The organism is Phocaeicola faecalis (assembly GCF_021730445.1).
Classification (GTDB): Bacteria; Bacteroidota; Bacteroidia; order Bacteroidales; family Bacteroidaceae; genus Phocaeicola; species Phocaeicola faecalis.
The window spans coordinates 98,936-120,122 of sequence record NZ_JADNRM010000001.1; the positions used below are offsets into that span (position 1 = coordinate 98,936).

The 21,187-nt window shown below is 38.9% G+C and carries 15 protein-coding genes and 2 riboswitches; of the genes, 6 read left to right on the forward strand and 9 right to left on the reverse strand.

Annotated features, from left to right (window positions below; genetic code table 11):
• The first annotated feature begins 117 nt into the window (after positions 1 to 117).
• Positions 118 to 990, forward strand: a complete 873-nt coding sequence (locus IR173_RS00515) for an arginase family protein (protein ID WP_237037749.1) — start codon at positions 118 to 120, stop codon at positions 988 to 990.
• Between the two features lie 254 nt (positions 991 to 1,244).
• Here IR173_RS00515 and IR173_RS00520 read toward each other — a convergent pair whose 3' ends face one another.
• The 3 genes from IR173_RS00520 to IR173_RS00530 are packed head-to-tail and all read right to left on the reverse strand — an operon-like array spanning position 1,245 to position 3,182.
• On the reverse strand, positions 1,245 to 1,838 hold the full coding sequence (locus IR173_RS00520; RefSeq protein ID WP_237037750.1) for a type 1 glutamine amidotransferase family protein: 594 nt from the start codon (positions 1,836 to 1,838) through the stop codon (positions 1,245 to 1,247).
• 17 nt (positions 1,839 to 1,855) lie between these two features.
• Complete coding sequence (locus IR173_RS00525) at positions 1,856 to 2,596, reverse strand: alpha/beta hydrolase (protein ID WP_237037751.1); 741 nt, start codon at positions 2,594 to 2,596, stop codon at positions 1,856 to 1,858.
• A gap of 31 nt (positions 2,597 to 2,627) precedes the next feature.
• A complete protein-coding gene (locus IR173_RS00530) occupies positions 2,628 to 3,182 on the reverse strand; it encodes an NUDIX hydrolase (RefSeq protein WP_237037752.1) in 555 nt (184 codons plus the stop codon).
• Positions 3,183 to 3,534: 352 nt separating this feature from the next.
• Here IR173_RS00530 and IR173_RS00535 point away from each other — a divergent pair, with 352 nt between their 5' ends.
• Complete coding sequence (locus tag IR173_RS00535; RefSeq protein WP_237037753.1) at positions 3,535 to 4,659, forward strand: sensor protein KdpD; 1,125 nt, start codon at positions 3,535 to 3,537, stop codon at positions 4,657 to 4,659.
• Between the two features lie 12 nt (positions 4,660 to 4,671).
• Positions 4,672 to 6,138: a HAMP domain-containing sensor histidine kinase gene (locus tag IR173_RS00540; protein ID WP_237037754.1), complete on the forward strand. Its 1,467-nt coding sequence runs from the start codon at positions 4,672 to 4,674 to the stop codon at positions 6,136 to 6,138.
• A 93-nt stretch (positions 6,139 to 6,231) separates the two neighbouring features.
• On the opposite strand, the gene IR173_RS00545 is transcribed toward IR173_RS00540, so the two are convergent.
• The 3 genes from IR173_RS00545 to IR173_RS00555 form a co-directional block, all read right to left on the reverse strand.
• Positions 6,232 to 8,184, reverse strand: coding sequence for a helix-turn-helix transcriptional regulator (locus IR173_RS00545; protein ID WP_237037755.1), 1,953 nt, complete (start codon positions 8,182 to 8,184; stop codon positions 6,232 to 6,234).
• Between the two features lie 1,041 nt (positions 8,185 to 9,225).
• Positions 9,226 to 9,894 carry an MgtC/SapB family protein gene (locus IR173_RS00550; RefSeq protein ID WP_237037756.1) on the reverse strand — a complete coding sequence of 223 codons (669 nt, stop codon included), beginning with the start codon at positions 9,892 to 9,894 and terminating at the stop codon, positions 9,226 to 9,228.
• A gap of 25 nt (positions 9,895 to 9,919) precedes the next feature.
• Positions 9,920 to 11,152 carry a DNA recombination protein RmuC gene (locus IR173_RS00555; RefSeq protein WP_237037757.1) on the reverse strand — a complete coding sequence of 411 codons (1,233 nt, stop codon included), beginning with the start codon at positions 11,150 to 11,152 and terminating at the stop codon, positions 9,920 to 9,922.
• Between the two features lie 82 nt (positions 11,153 to 11,234).
• On the opposite strand from IR173_RS00555, the gene IR173_RS00560 reads away from it, so the two are divergent.
• On the forward strand, positions 11,235 to 12,041 hold the full coding sequence (locus tag IR173_RS00560; RefSeq protein ID WP_237037758.1) for a Cof-type HAD-IIB family hydrolase: 807 nt from the start codon (positions 11,235 to 11,237) through the stop codon (positions 12,039 to 12,041).
• A gap of 33 nt (positions 12,042 to 12,074) precedes the next feature.
• On the opposite strand, the gene IR173_RS00565 is transcribed toward IR173_RS00560, so the two are convergent.
• Both IR173_RS00565 and rlmD read right to left on the reverse strand, forming a co-directional pair.
• Positions 12,075 to 13,001, reverse strand: a complete 927-nt coding sequence (locus IR173_RS00565; protein WP_237037759.1) for an RluA family pseudouridine synthase — start codon at positions 12,999 to 13,001, stop codon at positions 12,075 to 12,077.
• A 2-nt stretch (positions 13,002 to 13,003) separates the two neighbouring features.
• A complete protein-coding gene (gene rlmD / locus IR173_RS00570; protein ID WP_237037760.1) occupies positions 13,004 to 14,422 on the reverse strand; it encodes a 23S rRNA (uracil(1939)-C(5))-methyltransferase RlmD in 1,419 nt (472 codons plus the stop codon).
• 196 nt (positions 14,423 to 14,618) lie between these two features.
• On the opposite strand from rlmD, the gene ppdK reads away from it, so the two are divergent.
• Complete coding sequence (gene ppdK, locus IR173_RS00575; RefSeq protein ID WP_237037761.1) at positions 14,619 to 17,342, forward strand: pyruvate, phosphate dikinase; 2,724 nt, start codon at positions 14,619 to 14,621, stop codon at positions 17,340 to 17,342.
• A 254-nt stretch (positions 17,343 to 17,596) separates the two neighbouring features.
• Here ppdK and IR173_RS00580 read toward each other — a convergent pair whose 3' ends face one another.
• The gene (locus IR173_RS00580; RefSeq protein WP_237037762.1) at positions 17,597 to 18,172 is read right to left on the reverse strand and encodes a cob(I)yrinic acid a,c-diamide adenosyltransferase; all 576 of its coding nucleotides are present in this window, start codon (positions 18,170 to 18,172) and stop codon (positions 17,597 to 17,599) included.
• 263 nt (positions 18,173 to 18,435) lie between these two features.
• Positions 18,436 to 18,643, forward strand: a riboswitch (cobalamin riboswitch).
• A 56-nt stretch (positions 18,644 to 18,699) separates the two neighbouring features.
• Between IR173_RS00580 and IR173_RS00585 the strand changes: the two genes are divergently transcribed.
• Positions 18,700 to 20,877 (forward strand): TonB-dependent receptor, encoded by a 2,178-nt coding sequence (locus IR173_RS00585; protein ID WP_237037763.1) that lies wholly within the window; start codon positions 18,700 to 18,702, stop codon positions 20,875 to 20,877.
• Positions 20,878 to 20,918: 41 nt separating this feature from the next.
• A riboswitch (cobalamin riboswitch) is annotated at positions 20,919 to 21,117 on the forward strand.
• Positions 21,118 to 21,187 lie beyond the last annotated feature (70 nt).

Sequence of the window (21,187 nt, forward strand, 5' to 3'; positions counted from 1 at the left end):
ACTTTGCTGGAAACAAAACGAAATAATATGAAGAAATACCTATTATTAGCAGTATTATGTTTGGCATGTGTTTCTAATTATGCGCAAAAAAACAAATCAACAACTAAAAATAAAACGATGGAAAATAAAGTATCAACTATTCGCTTAATCTACCCTCAATGGCAAGGTGGAATGGTAGACCATTGGATGCCGGACATTCCGGCGGAAGATGCATCAAGAGGATATTATCTGGGTGCTCAATTGCTCAATTTCCTTGCTCCGGAAAGTTCTCAGGAAACAATAGAAATACCGGTTTCGCTAGACATAAACGACCGGCAAACAGACAAAGGGGTCAGTGCGCGAAGGGTTATCCTGAAACAAACTAAAGCAGCATTGGAAAAGCTCCGTGAAACCAATCCTGAGAAGATTGTAACTTTAGGTGGAGAATGCTCGGTAAGTGTAGTTCCATTTACTTTTCTGGCTGGAAAATATCCTGATGATGTTGCTATTGTCTGGATTGACGCTCACCCTGATGTGAATTTGCCATACGATAATTATAAAGGTTATCATGCGATGGCATTAACAGCATGTCTGGGAATGGGTGATGAAGAAATCATTCGTACTTTACCCGGACGCTATGATGCCTCGAGAGCATTGATTGTCGGTGTCCGTTCATGGGACGACGGGATGAAAGAGCGTCAGAAAGAATTAGGTATAAAAGGGTTGTCACCAGAAGAGGTTGCCGAAGATAGTTCTGCTATCTTGGAATGGTTGAAAAGTACGGGAGTCTCAAAAGTGGTTATACATTTTGACCTGGATGTGTTGGATCCGGCTGAAATCATTGCAGGAGTAGGCGTTGAACCCGATGGAATGAAAATAAATGAAGTAGTCCGGGTGATTAATGATATTGCCTCAGAATATGATTTAGTAGGACTCACCGTAGCTGAACCTATGCCTCGTGTTGCTATTAAAATCAGAAATATGCTCAATCAATTACCTCTAATAAAATAGACATAAATTCTCCGAAAACTTCTGTTAAATAGAATCAACTATCAGTCGTTCGAAACGAAAGTTTTCGGAGAAATATAGAACCTGTTTAAATTTCCATCAGTATTGTCATACTAAGGAAACAAAATGAAAAATCTGAAAGCTGTTTACCGTTTCTTTGCGGTGCTCAGAAAGACACAGGCAAATGGTTTCCCCAATCAAATTTTTAACAGACTCTAAATAGGATTCTGATATATCGCAAACAAAGTAAAATTGAATTATCTTATAAGTCCATTTTTATGAAAATCATAAAACTCCTCAATCTTCTCCGGTGTATCGACTTTTAAAAGCAATAATAACTCACGGGTGAATTCCAAATATCCTGTCCCATTGGCTGTGACAATATTCTTATCACTTACGGCTTGTTTTTCTATGTATCCGGCATCATTTGTATAACTCTCTCCTGCCCACTGTTTAAGATATGGAAGAGTATTACTGGTATGTTTCACCTCATTAAGAAAACCATGTGCACCCATAAAACAAGATGCATTACAGATAGCACCTACTATTTTTCCCTGCTTCAAAGCATCTTGTACTAAGGGAGCCACTTGTTCCGCTTCCGGTGAATTCCACTGCAAACCGCCTATCAAGATTAATGCAGCATAATCAATAGGCATTGTTTTAAAACTATAATCAGGGGTAACACGAAAACCACCCAGTGAATGCACTTCTTCTAAAGTAGGGGCTACAGTTTTTGTGACATATTTTATTTCACTACCCGGCATTAAACCGGCGTTTAGCGCACTGGAAAGGAAAGCAGCTTCCCAATCAGCGTAATCATTCAATAAGATAAATAAGACTTCTTGTTTCATGTAACTTATTATTTTTGTTAGTGTTTTAAAAAATCGTACAGATAGTCCAGCATTATTTTATGCTGAACAAGCGTACCTTTATTACCCATATCACTATGATTGATTTCATTTAGTTGGACAACTTTTATATGAAAATCCTTTTGTTCATCAGTACTCGGTATGACTCCATTATCTGCATCGTAATCACTTCCGCGGAGAGTATAGATACGAGGATTCTCCGTTCTAGGCATTATCATCCGCCGATGGTCAAGAGAAATAGCTTTTACTATCATATCAGGATATTTTGTAGCAAAAAGCATAGTCATATCTCCACCATTGGAATGTCCTATCATACTTAGATTGCTCCAGTCAAGTTCAGGTTTTAACTTCTTAAACTCACTTATGGTAAAAAGTATATTCTTCACACCTTGTTCCCAATTTGGCATTCTGGTTTTCATAAATTCTCCTTCCATAGCAAGTAAAGGATCGTCGGGTAGTTCATGTTGAATACTAATAACATAATATCCTTTTTCGGATAACGGACGTGTCAGACAAGAATATGATTTGTTTGATTGACTATTTTTATTACCATCATACCCATGATTGAAAATAATTATTTTAGTATGCTTATTAATATGTTTAGGCTGGTAAACAACTATTGGTATCGGACGGTTTCTACCTGAATCGTACAGACAAGTCGTAAACTCTGTTTGTGAAAAGAGTATTGAGCTTGCACCCCAAAGCATCGTTATACAGGCAATTATCTTTTTAAACTTCATCTCCTATCTATTTATTGCAGATTAGATTTATTTATTCTCCATCATACAATGCAAAATATTTCCAAAGCGGAGCAGCCATCAATGCCTGTTTCACTTCATCATTCACTAATAATGTTTTTACTTCTTCCCGGCTGAGTAAATGCATACTTAAATCTTCCGTATCTTCCAAATGCTGAGTCGATATGGGTTCCACATCTGTAGCCAGATAACAATGAGTCATATTAGTCATGGTGCTGGCATTACCGGAAATTGTCATTAGTTTGCTCCAGCTTCCATTGCCATAACCGGTTTCTTCATATAGTTCACGTTGGGCGGAAACAAGCGGCTCCTCTCCTGCCTCACATACTCCGGCACATATTTCATATCGGGTTTCCCGAATCCCATGACGATATTGGCGAACCATCACAAATTGCCCTTCGCAAGTAATGGCAATGACATTTACCCAATCAGGGTATTCCAAAATATAATACTCAGGGATTTCTACTCCCGTAGGAAGTTTCACCCGGTCCCGGCGGGCTGTTAGCCAAGGGCGCTTAATGAGGTATTCACTTTCTATAACCTCCCACTTTCTATCATCTTTTTCCATAAGGATTGTTTTTTGTTTGGACGAGGAACAAAGATACTATCTTTGAAAGTTAGAACAACTATAAAATAGGAGTTTTTATTCACCTATTTCCAACTTATAAATCTTACCTTTGCTTTCGATAATAATACTGTCATCATAACACATAAATTATGGAAAACCATATCAACAAAAATTCCTTCCGGCAATTTGGTCTGTACTTGTTTTACTACCCTTCCATTTTGGCAATATCCTTTTCAAAATGAAAAGGGAACAATAGCAGAAATTAAATAAACAATTGATTCATAGGTAGTTCCTATTCTGGTACACAATTTGTCTTTCTCTCAGATAAGAGATAATATGCTATAAAGATAAAATGGAAAAAGAAGAAAACGTAAAACACTTTTTGGATTTAATCAAGCGTTCAAGACGTGGAAAGTTCAAAATCTACATTGGGATGATAGCCGGTGTAGGAAAGAGTTACCGAATGCTGCAAGAAGCACATGAAATGCAGGAAAATGGTGTTGACGTCCAAATCGGTTATATAGAAACACATGGAAGAGCCGGAACGGAAGCTTTATTGGAAGAGTTGGCAATTATTCCTCGCAAAAAAGTATTTTATAAAGGAAAAGAGATTGAAGAAATGGATTTGGACTCTATCCTCCAGTTACATCCCGAATTGGTCATTGTAGATGAATTAGCACATACCAATATAGAAGGCAGTCGCAATGAAAAACGTTGGCAGGATGTTATGGAACTGTTGGACGCAGGAATCAATATCATTTCTGCTGTCAATATCCAACACATCGAAAGCCTGAATGAAGAAGTGAAAGGAATTGCCGGTATAGAAGTTAAAGAGCGTATTCCTGACAAAGTATTGCAAGAAGCTGATGAAGTGGTAAATATTGACCTTACTGCCGAAGAATTAATCAACCGTCTGAAAGCCGGAAAAATATACCGTCCTGAAAAAATAGAACTGGCATTGAATAACTTTTTCAAGACTGAGAATATCCTTCAGTTACGCGAATTAGCCCTTAAGGAAGTCGCTTTCAGAGTTGAGAAAAAAGTGGAGAATGAAATCGTTTCTATTGACAAAGGAGTGCGTCATGAAAAGTTTCTTGCCTGTATCAGTAGCAATGAGAAAACACCACGACATATCATCCGTAAAGCAGCACGGCTGGCTTCTCGCTATAGTACTGTATTCTTTGCCCTTTATGTGCAAACGCCGGTGGAAAGCACAGAACGCATTAACCTTGCCAGTCAGCGACATTTATTAAATCATTTTAAATTGGTTACAGAACTGGGAGGTGAAGTACTACAAGTGGCGTCTGCGAATATTTTAGATGAAATTATAAAAGCTTGCCAAGAGAAGCAGATTACAACAATATGCATGGGGCAACCGGCATTTAAAATGCCTTCTACCCTATTCTGTATTTCGAAATACAAAAAATTTCTAGCATCTTTGGCACAGATGGATATAGATTTGATTATACTTGCATAAAAAATAAAGTCTATGAATATAAAAACAAAACTTACCCTTATTATCGGCATACTGGTAGCTATGATTGTATTATTGGTTGTCCTGTCAGTAGTGAATCTACAAATATTGACAGCAACAGACCCTGATAGTCCTGCTGCCGGCCCGGGATTGCAAAGAGCATTATTATGGATTTCCATTGTAGGGGCAGCATGTATTTGCGTAGGTATCGGTATATGGTTGCGCCTTCCCGCATCCATCAATAAACCTATTAAAGAAATAACAAACGGTATTCAGGAAATAGCAAATCATAATTACGGAAAGCGCCTTGACTTAAATGACAACCAGGAATTTGCTGAAGTATCAAAGAACTTCAACCGAATGGCTAAACGGCTGGAGGAATATCATGCCAGTACTCTTTCTGAGATGATGGCCGCTAAAAAATACATGGAAACTATTATTAACAGTATCAATGAACCCATCATTGGCTTGAATAACGAAATGGAAATTCTTTTTATCAATGATGAAGCCTTAAATGTACTCAACTTGAAAAGAGAGGATGTGATAAGACGTTCAGCTCAAGAAATCTCGATGCGTAATGACTTACTCCGCAGATTGGTTCGCGAACTAATAGATATCCCGTCACAGCAAACAGTAGATGACAAAAGTAAAAAAGAACCATTGAAAATATATGCTGACGATAAAGAAAGTTTCTTTCAAGTAAAATATATAAGTATCACTCAACCCAGTAAAGACGATATGATACCAGAAAAAAGAGGATACGTCATTATGCTAAAAAATATAACGGAATTCAAAGAACTCGATTCCGCAAAGACTACTTTTATCTCTACCATTTCGCATGAACTCAAAACGCCTATATCAGCCATCATGATGAGTCTCCAGCTATTGGAAGATAAACGCGTAGGTACACTGAACAACGAACAGGAAGATTTGGCAAGTAGCATAAAAGAAAATAGTGAACGTCTGCTGAGTATCACCGGAGAGCTACTGAATATGACCCAGGTAGAATCAGGGAAATTACAACTTAAACCGAAAATAACCAAACCTATTGAATTAATAGAATATGCCATTAAAGCCAATCGCGTACAAGCAGAGAAATTCAATATCCAGATAGAAGTAGAATATCCGGAAGATAAAGTAGGCAAATTATTTATCGACAGTGAAAAGATTGCATGGGTTCTGACTAATTTGCTTTCCAATGCTATCCGCTACTCACCGGAAAATGGACATGTAGTAATCGGCGCCCATCAAACCGATGACAATTACATTGAAATGTATGTGCAGGATTTCGGGAAAGGAATAGATCCGCGTTATCATAAAAGTATCTTTGATCATTATTTCCGCGTCCCCGGAACAAAAGTACAAGGAAGCGGTTTGGGACTTTCCATTTCCCGTGACTTTGTGGAAGCACATAATGGAACATTGACCGTACAGAGTGAATTAGGTAAAGGCAGTAAATTTATCATGCGGCTAAAAGCTTGATATGATATCTTCTAATATAATATGGAGGATTGTTCTCTAAAAAAGACATCCTCCATACTAGAATATTTACCAACTACCTTTTATCATATTACATTATCTATGTTTCGTCTTTTTATGTATCTTTTTATAATCCGATGGAGATATACCATAGTGTTTCTTAAAAACTGAACTAAAATATTTTGCATCAGAAAATCCTAACTGATAATTCATTTCGTTAATTTGAATGTCTTCTCCAGACAATAACATATCAACAGCTTTTCTCATTTTATAACGAAGAATATAATCTTTGGGAGCCATTTGAGTTATAGCTCTCATTTTATTATAAAAGGCACTTCGGCTCATAGGTATACTCTGAGCTATTAAATCTATATTAACTTTCGATATACTAATATTTTCCTCTAAAAAACTGTCAACCTTTTCTATAAATTCGATATCTTCAGGATTTGTAGCAGAATTATCTAATTCTTCTTTATCATCCAATATTTCTATTGAGGCCTGCACTGATGCCGGATTAATTTTCTTTAATAGGCTCCACCCCAAAAAACATGATACAAGACTACACATTATGTATATACCACTTGTCCTCCAGAAAGGTGGGTGAACAATCACTTTAATATTACGCTGCGCTACCAAAGTTCCAGTTTCTGCCGACAGTGTCCTGATATGAATATGATGTATCCCCGGATGAAGGTTATGGCAAGTAATAGTTCCATCAATCGACGGAACGCTCCAATCTCCATTCTCTAATTTCCAAGTATACAATAATTGTGGTGAATAATCATACATAGGTGAAATTGCTTTAATTGTAAAAGTATTCTCTCTATATGATAACTTTAAGATCTTTGTGTATTGCAAAGACTGTTTCAAGGGAGAATTATCCATGCCTACATGTACCGGATGCCCATGAATAAACAACTCGTCTAAATATATAGGGGTGTATTTTCTATTACACATCTTGCACTCATTCCATACAAACGGTTCATCATTAATAATAGCTGTATATACCTTATTTTCGGGATGATATCCGGTTTCATCTATACAATGGGAACTATGTATAACTGAAATAGGCGATGAAGGTGATGCTTGGTTTAAATCTCTATATTTCTTATATTCTATCAAAATCTCATCAATCATTATCACTCCTGTTTTATAATCGGCCATCCATATACGCTTTTGTTCATCTACCCAAACATCTCTTATTTGATGCGTATTTCCATTATTATAAATATCCATATTAGTATATAAGAAATATGTATAATCAGAAATATTCATGAGATAAATAGCTGCCTTATTGGTAACAATCATGATATATTGTTTATCAAAAGAATGAATACATGTAATTTCTGAAGAAAGAATATTCGTTTTTATACAGAGAAGCTCTTTTGTATTCCAATCATAAACATTTATTCCGGTAGCTCTATCTTGAATGAAAAGCCTCCGCTTTATTTTGTCATAATATAAACATTCTATATTCCGGCATTTTCCATCAGACAGATCCATTTTAACAAGTTTCAGTTTGCCATTTTTATAATAGAAATGAAATAGGCCTACTGAAGTTCCAATAAAATATTCATCATTAGAAATAGCTGATAGAGCATAAACATGCCCAATTGAGAGCATAAAACTATACGTTTTCTTTGTATCCAGATTATAGAGGTATAGTTTGTCCTGATATCCAAACCAAAGATGATTATTATTAACGCCATAGATATGGTCTATCTTTCCTAAATTCCGTTCCATTTTATAACGATCCAAGTATGCATCATAATAGAATAGGTTGCCATTTAATGAAATCCCTTTCATTATATTATGACTATCCAAAAATAAGAATGCATCTTGAGTGTCTAATATATACTGCTTTAAATTTTTTCCATCAAAACGGTTTATGCCATCATCATGCAAAAACCACATAAATCCATTCGCATCTTTCTGTATATCATACGTTTTTGCATTATTTACTGTATTATGGATATACGAAGATTGAAGTGTATGAGCATAAGATATCGTTCCGAACATCGTTATGAGGAGGTATAAAATATATTTCATTTTAGATTATTTTTAATTGAACCAATAATTGTTTTATAAAGTCCTGTTTTTTATAATGGCCAGAGCCTACAGAGCCCTAACCAACTCATATTTGATGGGGTGGGGAACGAATCTTTAGTGCACACGCACGGTATACGTTTAAAACTAATATAATGTGTGATAACGTCAACAGAATCGAACTACAACAAGGATTCCTTGTGAGGAATCGTAAATCACGACATTAATAATTGTAAAAAAGGTATTTCAAATTGATAAATAGAAAATGCAGATGTTACAAATTTAAATCAGCAGAAAAAAATAAATATACAAAGAGTAGCTAATAGTATAAAAAAGCATTGTTCATACACATTTTTTCAAGAAATGACAGTCTGGCAGTGTCTAATTTTAATTCACTAATGACTTAAATTATTATGCTAAAACAAGGCATACATTCCCCCAACATGGAACTAAATCAATTTCATGCATTTTATTTAAAATCAAGCGGATTTATGCTTAATCTTAAACCTCTTTTTTATGAATGCTTATTATATGTTATGTGTCATTATACATAATAAATCATTTTAAATTAGAGCATAAGCACGTTTTTTATAGAAGAAAAGGATTGATATATCCGATAAAAATAAAAGTAGATAGGATGGATTTTAGATAAAGGTTTGATATCCCATATAAAAACGTATGTATAACATTAACTCTTGTTCTCATAATATAAATGTGCAATATTTAAAATGTATCTTCTATAGAAGATGTAAAAGTACTTATAAAAGTATATATGATGATCTTCTAAATAGAATTTGTTTTAATATTTTAACAGTAAACGATGTTGTCTACAAAATATCCGTGATTATGTATACTAATACGTCATGAATAAAAGTCGTTTTCATTAAATAATATGATATAAATTATTTTTTCTATCTATTCACAAATTATTACTGATAAGAAAACAAAAGAAAAATATATTAGGTAAGTCTTTATATAAAAAATCTGTCCTTAGAAACATGAAATTTCCAAGGACAGATTGATAGAGAAAGTCTTTATTGGTATTTATTCAATTCTATGTACTGTTATGTCATGAAAATCCTGCAATAAAGTCAGTAACATACCTTCATCATTGTATTTTTTAGACTTTATTACCATCGTGACATAGTAAGTGGTCAGTTCGCCCACAGTTTTTTCTTCCAGCTGATAAGACACTATATTATAATCTTTTGAATTGAACTTTTTTGCCATTTTATTCAATGTTTCCTTGTTGTCTGTTGAAAACTCAACCATGGAACTCTTCATACCGATACTCTTAAAAAGATAGCTCAATGCCTCCAAACCTATTAGAGTAAGAATAGTGGCCGAGATTCCCAGCCAATACATTCCGGCTCCTACTGCCAATCCGATACCTGACGTAGCCCATATACCGGCAGCCGTTGTCAATCCACGCACAATCTGTTTCTGAAAAATGATAGTTCCGGCACCAATAAAACCGATACCGCTCACCACTTGTGCAGCCACACGGCTTGGATCTAAATCTATCCCCTCTATCTTTATAACTTCCATAAATCCATATTGCGAAACAATCATTATTAGTGCACTTCCCAGTGACACAAGAAAATGAGTGCGATAACCAGCTTCTTTGGCACGATATTCCCTATCCAATCCGATAACAGCACCAAGTGCTCCTGCTACAAACAGCCTTAAAATAAAATCCCATGTCATACTCATATTTTTATCCTCCGCTTTTTATATATCAATCATCTTCATCTTCCATTAGTTCGGGCAAATGCAGCATCTTCTGGCTATCCTCTGCCGGAAGTGCTTCCACTTGTCTTAGCTTGCGTTCAATAGCTCGGGTACGTTTGCCCATCACCTCTTCCAGTTGGTCGCCGGCACTCTGCAAATTTTTCTGAACCTTCTCCAACAGGCCACCAAACTTGCCGAACTCCGTTTTAACGGCTCCAAGCACATTCCATACTTCACTTGTACGTTTTTGAATAGCCAATGTACGGAATCCCATTTGCAGACTGTTAAGAATAGCTCCTAATGTAGTTGGTCCCGTTACTACAATCTTAAACTCCTTTTGCAATGTCTCTACCAATGATGTCCGGCGAATCACTTCCGCATAAATGTTTTCAAATGGCAAAAACATGATGGCAAAATCTGTTGTAAATGGCGGATCTACATATTTGTCATGAATATCTTTTGCCATTTTCTTTATCGTTATTTCCAATTGTCGTGAAGAAGTATCTATTAATGCAGTATCACCGGCTTCGTAAGCATCTTGGTACTGTTCATAGATATCCTTTGGAAATTTGGCATCAACCGGTAAATAGACAACTTCATTACTATCCTCTTTCCCGGGTAATTTAATGGCGAATTCAACAAATTCCGTAGCGTTCTTTTTAGTTTTTACATTGGCTTCATACTGTTCAGGACTCAGCATTTGGTCAAGTAAAGCCCCTAATTGCACCTCTCCGAAGGTGCCACGTGTTTTTACATTGCTTAATACTTTCTTTAATCCGCCCACATCTTGCGCCAGACTTTTCATCTCTCCTAACCCTTTCTGTACATTTTCCAGCTGAGTACGAACAATTTCGAATGATTGGCCGATTCGTTCATTCAATGTCTTCTGCAGTTTTTCTTCCACCATTATACGCATATCATCCAATCGTTTTTCCGTACTCTTTATGAGCGCATCTTGCTGTTTTCCCATTGCTTCAAACTTTTCCCGTTGCATTTCATTGCCTGTGAGCAAATTTTTATGCAAGGTATCTTGCATTTGTCCAACAGAAAAATTTAAAGCCTGGTTCAGTTCTGAACGAAGTTCACGGATGCTACGCCCCAGCTCTTCTCTATTTGCTTTCATTTCTTCGTGAAGCAATGATTCTAAACGTTCCGTTTGCAAACGGTTATTTTTAGTAAGTGTAACTACCAAATTGGCAATCAGCAATATGAGGACAATTATTATTAAAATCAGTTCCATAATTCTTGTTATTTATAGCAAATGTAGCAAATAATAAACGATATTTCTTATATTTGTCTCAAAATTCACCTTAAGCACTTTTATGAAGTATAAATTACTGGCATTAGATTTAGACGGAACACTGACTAATACCAAAAAAGAGATTACTCCTTACACACGACAAGCCATTATTGAAGCCCAACAAAAAGGAGTGAAAATAATATTGGCAACAGGGCGTCCTACCTATGGGGTTGCTCCCATTGCCGAGCATCTTTGTCTGAGAGAATACGGTGGATACATTCTTTCTTATAACGGAGGAAGAATCATCAATTGGCAAACAGGAGAAGTGATGTACGAAAACCTGCTTGACCACTCCGTTATTCCATTTTTATACAACTATGCAAAGAAATACGGTTTTACCATCATCACTTATCATAATGAGTTTGTCATTACCGAAAATCCTGATGATGAATACGTACAAAAGCTTGCATTGCTAAATGTTATGACAATCAAAAAAGTCGACAACTTCCTATTGGCCATCAAGTTTCCTGTTGGAAAATGCATGATTGTAGGTGAACCGGTTAAACTTGCTGCCATGGAAAATGAAATGTATAATGACTTAAAAGAGCTATTGGGGATTTATCGTTCAGAAGCTTATTTCTTGGAATTGGTCCCCAAAGGAATTGATAAGGCACAAGCTCTTTCTGTCCTATTAAAAGAATTAGGCAAGAAGCAAGAAGAACTCATAGCGATAGGTGACGGATTTAATGATATCTCAATGATAAAATATGCCGGATTGGGAGTAGCAATGGCAAATGCCCAAGATATAGTAAGGCAAAATGCCGACTTCATCACCGCCTCCAATGAAGAAGACGGTGTGGCGGCTGTTGTAAAAAAATTCATTCTCTAGATTTATTAAGGCTTCCAGAGACTTATTTGTAGGTTATTTTTTTAGCATTAAAGTCTTAAAATTAGTCGGATATGGAGTTTCAAACTGCATCACTTCACCTGTTACAGGATGATAAAAACAGAGCTTGAAAGCATGTAGTGCCAATCGACCTAACGGATTGCACTCACTGCCATACCGTTCATCTCCGATTACCGGATGGCCTAGCTCTGACATGTGAACGCGAATCTGATTTTTACGTCCTGTTTCCAGTTCCAACTCCACCAGAGAATAACCATTCGCACGCTTTATGGTTCTATAATGTGTAACGGCATATTTTCCCTCTCCATCGTCATAAGGACTAGAGCTGACGTATAGTTTATGATCGGTCAGCCACGATTCAACAGTCCCTCCATCTTTCTCCATCTCTCCCGAAACAATAGCCACATAACGACGGTCAGTGACAATATCCTGCCAATTATCGCGCAATGTGTTCTGTGTCTTTTCATCCTTGGCATACATCATCAGCCCCGATGTTTCACGATCTAACCGATGAACAACAAATACGCGGTTATTACGATGCGAGCGTTTTACGTATTCATTCAGGATATGTTGCGCAGTACGCTCCTTTTGATGCTCAGTGCTGACCGAAAGCAGTCCTTCTTTTTTTTCCACTACAATAATATAAGCATCCTCATATACCAGTTTTAACATCGGATTTTTGAACTCTCGGTTGTTTTTAGCTTTGCTCACCTGAACCTTCATACCGGGTGTCAGTGCAAAATTATATTGTGTGGTAATCGTATTGTCTACCAATATTACCCGGTTGGTTAGCATTGTTTTTACTTTGCTACGGCTAATTCCTGCCATTTTCTGCATCAAGAAATCCATCAGCTCAGCGGGTTCACTTACATTATATATTGTATACTTGGCAGCTGCCCGTGCAACAGGTCTGCCTGACTTATTATTTCTACCTCTTGACATAATTATTTTTTTTCAAGTAAAACCACATTCTCTACATGGTGTGTATGAGGGAACATATCTACCGGTTGAACGGCTGCCACTCTGTATTTAGTATCCAGTAAAGACAAATCGCGTGCCTGCGTTGCCGGATTGCAACTGACATAAACAATACGTTCGGGCTCGGCAAACAGAATCGTATCAATTACATCATTGTGCATACCTGCACGTGGCGGGTCGGTAATGATGACATCGGGACGACCATGCTCATTGATAAAATCCTGAGTAAGAATATCTTTCATATCCCCCGCATAGAACAATGTATTGGTAATATGGTTTATTTCCGAATTTACTTTAGCATCTTCAATCGCTTCCGGCACATACTCTATACCAATCACCTTCTTTGCCTGTCGGGACACAAAATTTGCAATAGTTCCGGTTCCGGTATAAAGGTCATAAACAAGTTCGTTCCCGGTCAGCCCCGCAAAATTGCGTGCTACCTTATATAGATTATATGCTTGTTCAGAATTGGTTTGGTAAAAAGACTTCGGGCCGACCTTGAAACGCAAACCTTCCATCTCTTCAAATATATGGTCATTTCCTTTAAATACCACCACATCTAAATCATTAATCGTATCGTTACATTTATTGTTGACCACATATAATAAGGAAGTAATCTGTGGAAACTTATCGGCCACAAAAGCCAATAATTGCTTCATCAGTTCCATTTCGCTTTCTTCCACTATTTTGCATTGAAACAATACCATCAACTCTCCGGTGCTCGATGTACGAACCATCAGATTGCGGAGCATTCCCTCTTGCGAACGAAGATTAAAGAAAGAATAATTGTGTTCATAAGCATAGTCACGGATAGCATTACGAATCTGGTTGGTTATATCATCCTGCAACCAACATTTCTCAATGGCAAGCACTTTGTCGAATGCGCCCGGAATATGGAAACCCACCGCATTCATCTGATCATACTTCACATCTGCTTTAACCTCCTCTTCGGTCAGCCAACGCTTGTCTGAAAATGTAAATTCCAATTTATTACGGTAGAACTCCGTTTTAGCAGAGCCCAGAATAGGAGAAATCTCCGGTAATTCCACCTTTCCGATGCGAACCAAATTATCCGTTACCTGCTTTTGTTTATACTTTATTTGTTCATCATAAGGCAAGCACTGCCATTTACAACCACCGCATACACCATAATGCTGACAAAACGGTACTGCTCTTTTAGGAGAATATTCATGGAAGTTCACTGCCACCGCTTCCGCATAATGGTTTTTCTTGCGTTTCACCTGCAAGTCCACCACATCACCGGGCACAACATACGGCACAAATACTACTAAATCATTTACTTTCGCCAAAGCTTTACCTTCGGCAGCTACATCTGTTATGGTTACCTTCTCTAATAGAGGGAGCTCTTTCTTCTTTCTTGCCACTTTCTAAATAAGTTAATTTGGGGCAAATTTAAGCATTTTCCTCGAATTTCTCCCTATAAAACAGAATATATTGAAATTGCAAAGTAGAAATTGCAATTTCCACTAAATTTTTTCATTAATTCGTTTGGAGATAAATAAAATATGTATAGTTTTGCGATTACAATTTTTGAATGAGTTAACTTTAAATACATTATTTATGGAGAAAAAAAGAGTTTATACCTTCGGAAACGGAAAAGCTGAAGGTAAAGCAGACATGAGAGAGCTGCTTGGTGGAAAAGGTGCTAACCTGGCTGAAATGAATCTGATTGGTGTACCCGTTCCTCCGGGTTTCACAATCACTACCGAAGTGTGTACAGAATATTACGATTTAGGAAAAGATAAAGTTGTAGAACTGCTCAAAGAAGATGTTGAAAAAGCAATCGCCAACATCGAAAGCCTGATGAATTCTAAATTTGGTGATGTAGAGAATCCCCTATTGGTTTCTGTACGTTCCGGTGCTCGTGCTTCTATGCCGGGTATGATGGATACCATCCTTAACTTAGGTTTGAATGATGAAGTAGTAGAAGGCTTGACTCGCAAGACCGGTCGTCCTCGCTTTGCATGGGATTCTTACCGTCGTTTTGTTCAGATGTATGGTGACGTTGTTTTAGGTATGAAACCTGTAAACAAAGACGACATCGATCCATTTGAAGCTATTATCGAAGAGGTAAAAGAAGCCAAAGGTGTGAAACTGGATAACGAATTGGAAGTAGAAGACCTTAAAGAATTGGTAAAACGCTTTAAAGCTGCCGTTAAAGAACAAACCGGTCAAGACTTCCCGACCAACGCTTACGAACAACTTTGGGGTGCTGTTTGTGCCGTATTCCGCAGTTGGATGAACGAACGCGCTATTCTTTACCGCAAAATGGAAGGCATTCCTGCAGAATGGGGTACTGCTGTAACCGTTCAGGCAATGGTATTCGGTAATATGGGAGATACTTCTGCAACAGGGGTTTGCTTCTCTCGCGATGCCGGTAACGGTGAAGACCTGTTCAATGGCGAATATTTGATTAACGCTCAAGGTGAAGACGTTGTTGCCGGTATCCGTACTCCGCAACAGATTACCAAGATTGGTTCTCAGCGCTGGGCCGAACGTGCGGGTATCTCTGAAAAAGAACGCGTTGCCAAATATCCTTCTATGGAAGAAGCTATGCCGGAAATCTACAAAGAACTGGATGCACTTCAGACTAAATTGGAAGACCATTACCGCGATATGCAAGATATGGAATTTACCGTACAAGAAGGAAAACTGTGGTTCTTGCAGACTCGTAACGGTAAACGTACCGGTGCTGCTATGGTAAAAATAGCCATGGACTTGTTGCGCCAGGGAATGATTGATGAAAAGACAGCGTTGAAACGTTGTGAGCCCAATAAACTGGACGAACTGCTCCATCCTGTATTCGACAAACAGGCATTGAAAGAAGCCAAAGTATTGACTCGCGGTTTGCCCGCTTCTCCGGGTGCAGCTACCGGTCAGGTTGTATTCTTTGCCGAAGATGCTGCTAAATGGGCTGCAGATGGTAAAAAAGTGGTAATGGTGCGTATTGAAACATCTCCTGAGGACTTGGCAGGTATGGCCGTGGCACAAGGCATTTTAACCGCACGCGGCGGTATGACATCTCACGCAGCCGTTGTAGCTCGCGGTATGGGAAAATGCTGTGTATCCGGTGCAGGTGCTATCAATGTAGACTACAAGAACCGTACTGTAGAAATAGAAGGTGTCACTCTGAAAGAAGGTGATTTCATCTCTTTGAACGGTACTACCGGTGAGGTATATAAAGGTAAGGTAGAAACCAAAGCAGCGGAAGTATCCGGTGACTTTGCCGCACTGATGGATCTTTGCAACAAATATACTCAATTGGTTGTCCGCACCAATGCCGACACTCCGCACGATGCAGAAGTAGCCCGCAGTTTCGGTGCATGCGGTATCGGTCTTTGTCGTACAGAACACATGTTCTTTGATGCAGAAAAGATTGTTGCCATGCGTGAAATGATTCTGGCTCCCGATGAAGCAGGACGCAGAAAAGCATTGGCAAAACTGCTCCCCTACCAGAAGGCTGACTTTAAGGGTATTTTCAAGGCTATGGACGGATGTCCGGTGAATGTTCGTTTACTCGATCCTCCTTTGCACGAATTTGTTCCCCACGATTTGAAGGGACAGGAAGAAATGGCTCAGGCTATGGGTGTAACCGTACAGGAAATCCAGAAGCGTGTAGAAAGCTTATGCGAGCATAATCCGATGTTGGGTCATCGTGGTTGCCGTTTGGGTAACACATATCCATGTATCACAGAGATGCAGACTCAGGCTATCTTAGGTGCTGCCATTGAACTGAAGAAAGAAGGTTATGACCCACATCCCGAAATCATGGTTCCTCTGACCGGTATCTTGTATGAATTTGAAGCTCAGGAAAAAGTGATTCGTGATGCTGCTGCCGAGTTGTTTGAAAGAGAAGGAATGGAAATTCCGTTCAAGGTAGGTACCATGATTGAGATTCCACGTGCTGCGCTGACTGCAAACCGCATTGCCAGCCGTGCAGAATACTTCTCATTCGGTACAAATGACCTTACTCAGATGACTTTCGGTTACTCTCGTGATGACATCGCTTCATTCTTGCCGGTATATCTTGAAAAGAAGATTCTGAAAGTAGACCCATTCCAGGTACTTGACCAAAACGGTGTAGGCCAACTGATTGAAATGGCTGTGGATAAAGGCCGTTCTGTTCGTCCCGACTTGAAATGCGGTATCTGTGGTGAACATGGAGGTGAACCTTCATCTGTTAAATTCTGCCACAAAGTTGGTTTGAATTATGTATCATGTTCTCCGTTCCGCGTACCTATTGCCAGATTAGCAGCGGCGCAGGCAGCAGTGGAAGAAGCGTAAGATTATTTAGCTTATGATTGAATTAGGCTGTAGTGGACTGTTTGTCAAGACACTACAGCCTAATCTATTTCACCAAATCAGTCTCTCGCAACTTTATTGTAGAAATACAGCCCGCCCTTTCCATTACAATAGGGTTATAACATACGGCAAGACAGTCAAAAGCATTACAAGATACGGCATAAGGCAGGGCAATGACACTTTTACAAATAGCACAGCCTGTTCCGGTCAACATAATCGGGTAGAATTTCTTTCTGTCACTCTTTCTTTTTTCTTTTATAGGCAAAGGACTGCCATTTTTCTTCCGCCCAGTTCTGCTGTTGCATCTCATAACGGGCCATGACAAAAAACAAATCAGACAAACGGTTCATATATTGGAGCAGGATGGACGGTAACGGATCTTGTTTATGCAATGTCCATAATCGCCGCTCGGCACGGCGCGCTACAGTCCTTGCAAACTGCAACTGTGCTGATACGGCCGTTCCTCCGGGAAGAATAAAATAACCATTATCCTCCATCTGTTCCATCAACCGGTCCATTACCTCCTCACAATAAGAGCATAAATTGTCAGGCAAGATATTGGAGTTTTCACTACGGATGGCGGATGGCGTAGCCACATGACTCATCACCGCCATCATATTTTTCTGGATGGTAAAAAGCAAGGATTGCCACTCGTGCTCCTGCGGTAAAAGTGAACGTATTATTCCTATAACGGCATTCAATTCATCAATGCATCCATTGGTTTCAATACGGATATCGTCCTTGGGTATCCGCTCCCCACCATGAATCCCTGTCATGCCCTTATCTCCGGTACGTGTATAAATGCGTCTCATATGTCTCATTATTTTAATATTTGATAAAGCGAAGTGCTCGCTTCCATATCCTTATATTCCATACAGTGATAACTCAGATGAAGCCGGACCCCACCTCCGGACAAATAAACGGATGCAAAGATAATGTAAATTGCAAATTATCAAAATTCGAATCACTGATTAATGCATAATCTCATTTATCAAGTGAATAATATCTTTGAAATGCAATTGAAGTTTTGCCGCCATTTTGTGACGAATCTTAAAGCATATATAAAATAATTGTCTACCTTTGCTCCCGATTTGGTGATACAGGTATTTTTTCTCTATCTGTATAAAAGGGAATTCGGTTGTAGAATCCGAAGCAGTGCCCGCTACTGTGAAACCCCATCTGATGAAAAGCAACTCTCGCTATGCCACTGTTTCGAAAATGAAGAAATGGGAAGGCGCTTTTCAGGGTGAAGCCAGGAAACCTGCCAAATCCGAACATAGATAATCATGCTCTCCCGGGGCCAGGAAAGCTAATTATTAATTCTTAAATTCTTTCTTCGATGAAAGTAAAAGTATTATTGACAGCCGTCACTTTAAGCTGTCTGGCTATTGATGTACTGGCACAAGCCGGTATCAGTGGGAAAATTGTGAGTGCCGATACCGGCGAACCTGTAGTGGGAGCCAATATCCGTATCGACCAAAGCCTTTCAGGATGCACCACAAACGGTAAAGGCGAGTTTAATATCAACAATCTTCCTGATGGAAAACATGTGTTAAGAATCACGCATGTCAGTTACACACCCCAATCGGTCACCACAAAAGGGGGTGAAAAAAATCTTCTTATCAAGCTACAAGACAGTTTTACCAATATAGGCCAGGTAGTGGTAACCGGTACAGGAACACACCACCGCATGACGGACAGTCCCGTGCCTGTTTCGGTCATCACAGCAAAGGACTTAAGCAATGCCGGTGTAACATCGCTGGACGAGGCCCTACAAAAGCTCACCCCGTCTTTCTCAAGTATGACCAACGGCATGGGTACGACATTGAGTCTGAATGGATTGCCTGATGATTATTTCATTTTCCTGGAGAATGGCAAACGCCTGTATGGAGATGATACTTACGCCCGAATCAATGTGGCCAAAATCAAACGTATTGAAATATTGAACGGTGCCTCTTCCGCTCTTTACGGAACAAATGCTATCGGAGGAGTAATCAACATTATTACTGATGATGCAAAAAATGCGATTCATGTTTCCAGCGATACCCGTTATGCCAGTAAAGGACGTTTTACCCAGTCCGTAAACGCAGATGTCAATACCGGCAAGTTCGGCTCCTATACCTCTTACCGTCGTCAGCAGGCCGAGGGATGGCAACTGAATCCATACGAGGAGAGCTCAAAGACTCATGAACTGGAAGAAACCGGAAAAGTGGCTTCTACAGGCTTCTATGCAAATACTGTCAATCAAAAATTCACTTTCGATGCTACCGACAAACTCTCCTTTTATGCCCGCGGCGGATATTATGACAACAAGACACGCCGCCCTTATGAAGCATACGACTACAACATATTGCATGAAACCTTTAATTATGGCATTGGTACCCAATACATGATAAGTAAAGGGAATTATATTACCGCAGACTATTATGCCGACCATTTTTCTTCCTCTTATTGTTTTTTTAAAGACAATAAAACCTATGATGGGAAAGCAGGTGAAGAGCAAGTGCGCAAACGGACCCGCAACCACAATCTTAACATAAAAGGTATCTTCAAGTTAGGTGGCCGGCACAAACTTTCAGTCGGCACAGAATATATCGTGGATGTCTTGAAAAGTCAAACGGACAATATAGCCAAAGAAGATGCCTATACACTGGCCTTGTTCGCACAGGATGAAATAAAGTTACTGAGAAACCTGCAGGCCTTGATTGGCGTACGTTACATTTATCACGAAAACTTCAAAAATCATGCCACTCCCAATGTAGCACTGATGTATAAACCCGGTAAATTCAATTTCCGTGCATCCTACGCATCAGGTTTCCGAACCCCTACCCTGTCTGAACTCTATGCCACCGATATAGCTAAAAAGAATGACAGGTTGACAATAGGGAATCTGGATTTGAAGCCGGAAAAGAATGATTATTTCTCATTGAGTGCAGAGTATGTACATGAGCGTTTTTCTGTATCAGTCAATGCCTTTTACAATAAGATTCGTGACATGATAGATTATAATACGATTGCCACGGGAGACGAAGCTATGGAGCAATACGGTCATAAGGAAGTTCGTCAACGTGACAATATAGCGGAGGCTAAAGTCCGCGGAATCAATGTATCCGCCAACGCATACCTAGGTGCCGGGTTCAATATAAGCGGAGGATACACTCATCTCAATACCCAAGACGTGGAGTTGGAACAGCCCATCGACAAAAGCATTAAAAACGCATACAATATCAATGCCCAATGGGCGCATTCATGGAAGATATACCGGTTGAATATAAATTTGAACGGTCGCATCAACAGCAAGCGTTTCTCTAAAAGTTATGGCTATGCTCCCGACTATCAATTGTGGGATTTAAACACACGCCATTCTTTCAACTTAAAATCGGTAATCATAGAACCCGGATGTGGTATAGAAAACCTGTTCGATTATACGGACGACCGTCCTTATAACAGCAATTATGCAACTCTCAGCCCCGGACGTTCATTCTATATCAGTTTGTCTTTAAAATTTAAAAGCTAAAAAAATCAAAGACTTATCGAAGATAATATAAAATAAACCTATATCTTTGCAACAGAATTAGTAATCGGGCTATCACATAGCCCGGTGCAAGGGAACCCAGTGTAAATCCGGGGCTGTACCTGCAGCTGTAAATCCTCATTATGTTGGTTGGATAGTCCAAAGCCACTGTTTCATTTGAAGAAATGGGAAGGTTTCCAATCAGAGGAAAGCCAGAATACCTGCTAAGTCTGTTGAACAATAAACACCAAGCTTCCAGGATTAGAAGTATGTGTCCATTCGAACAAGCGTTTTCCGACGTCTATTCCTTTGT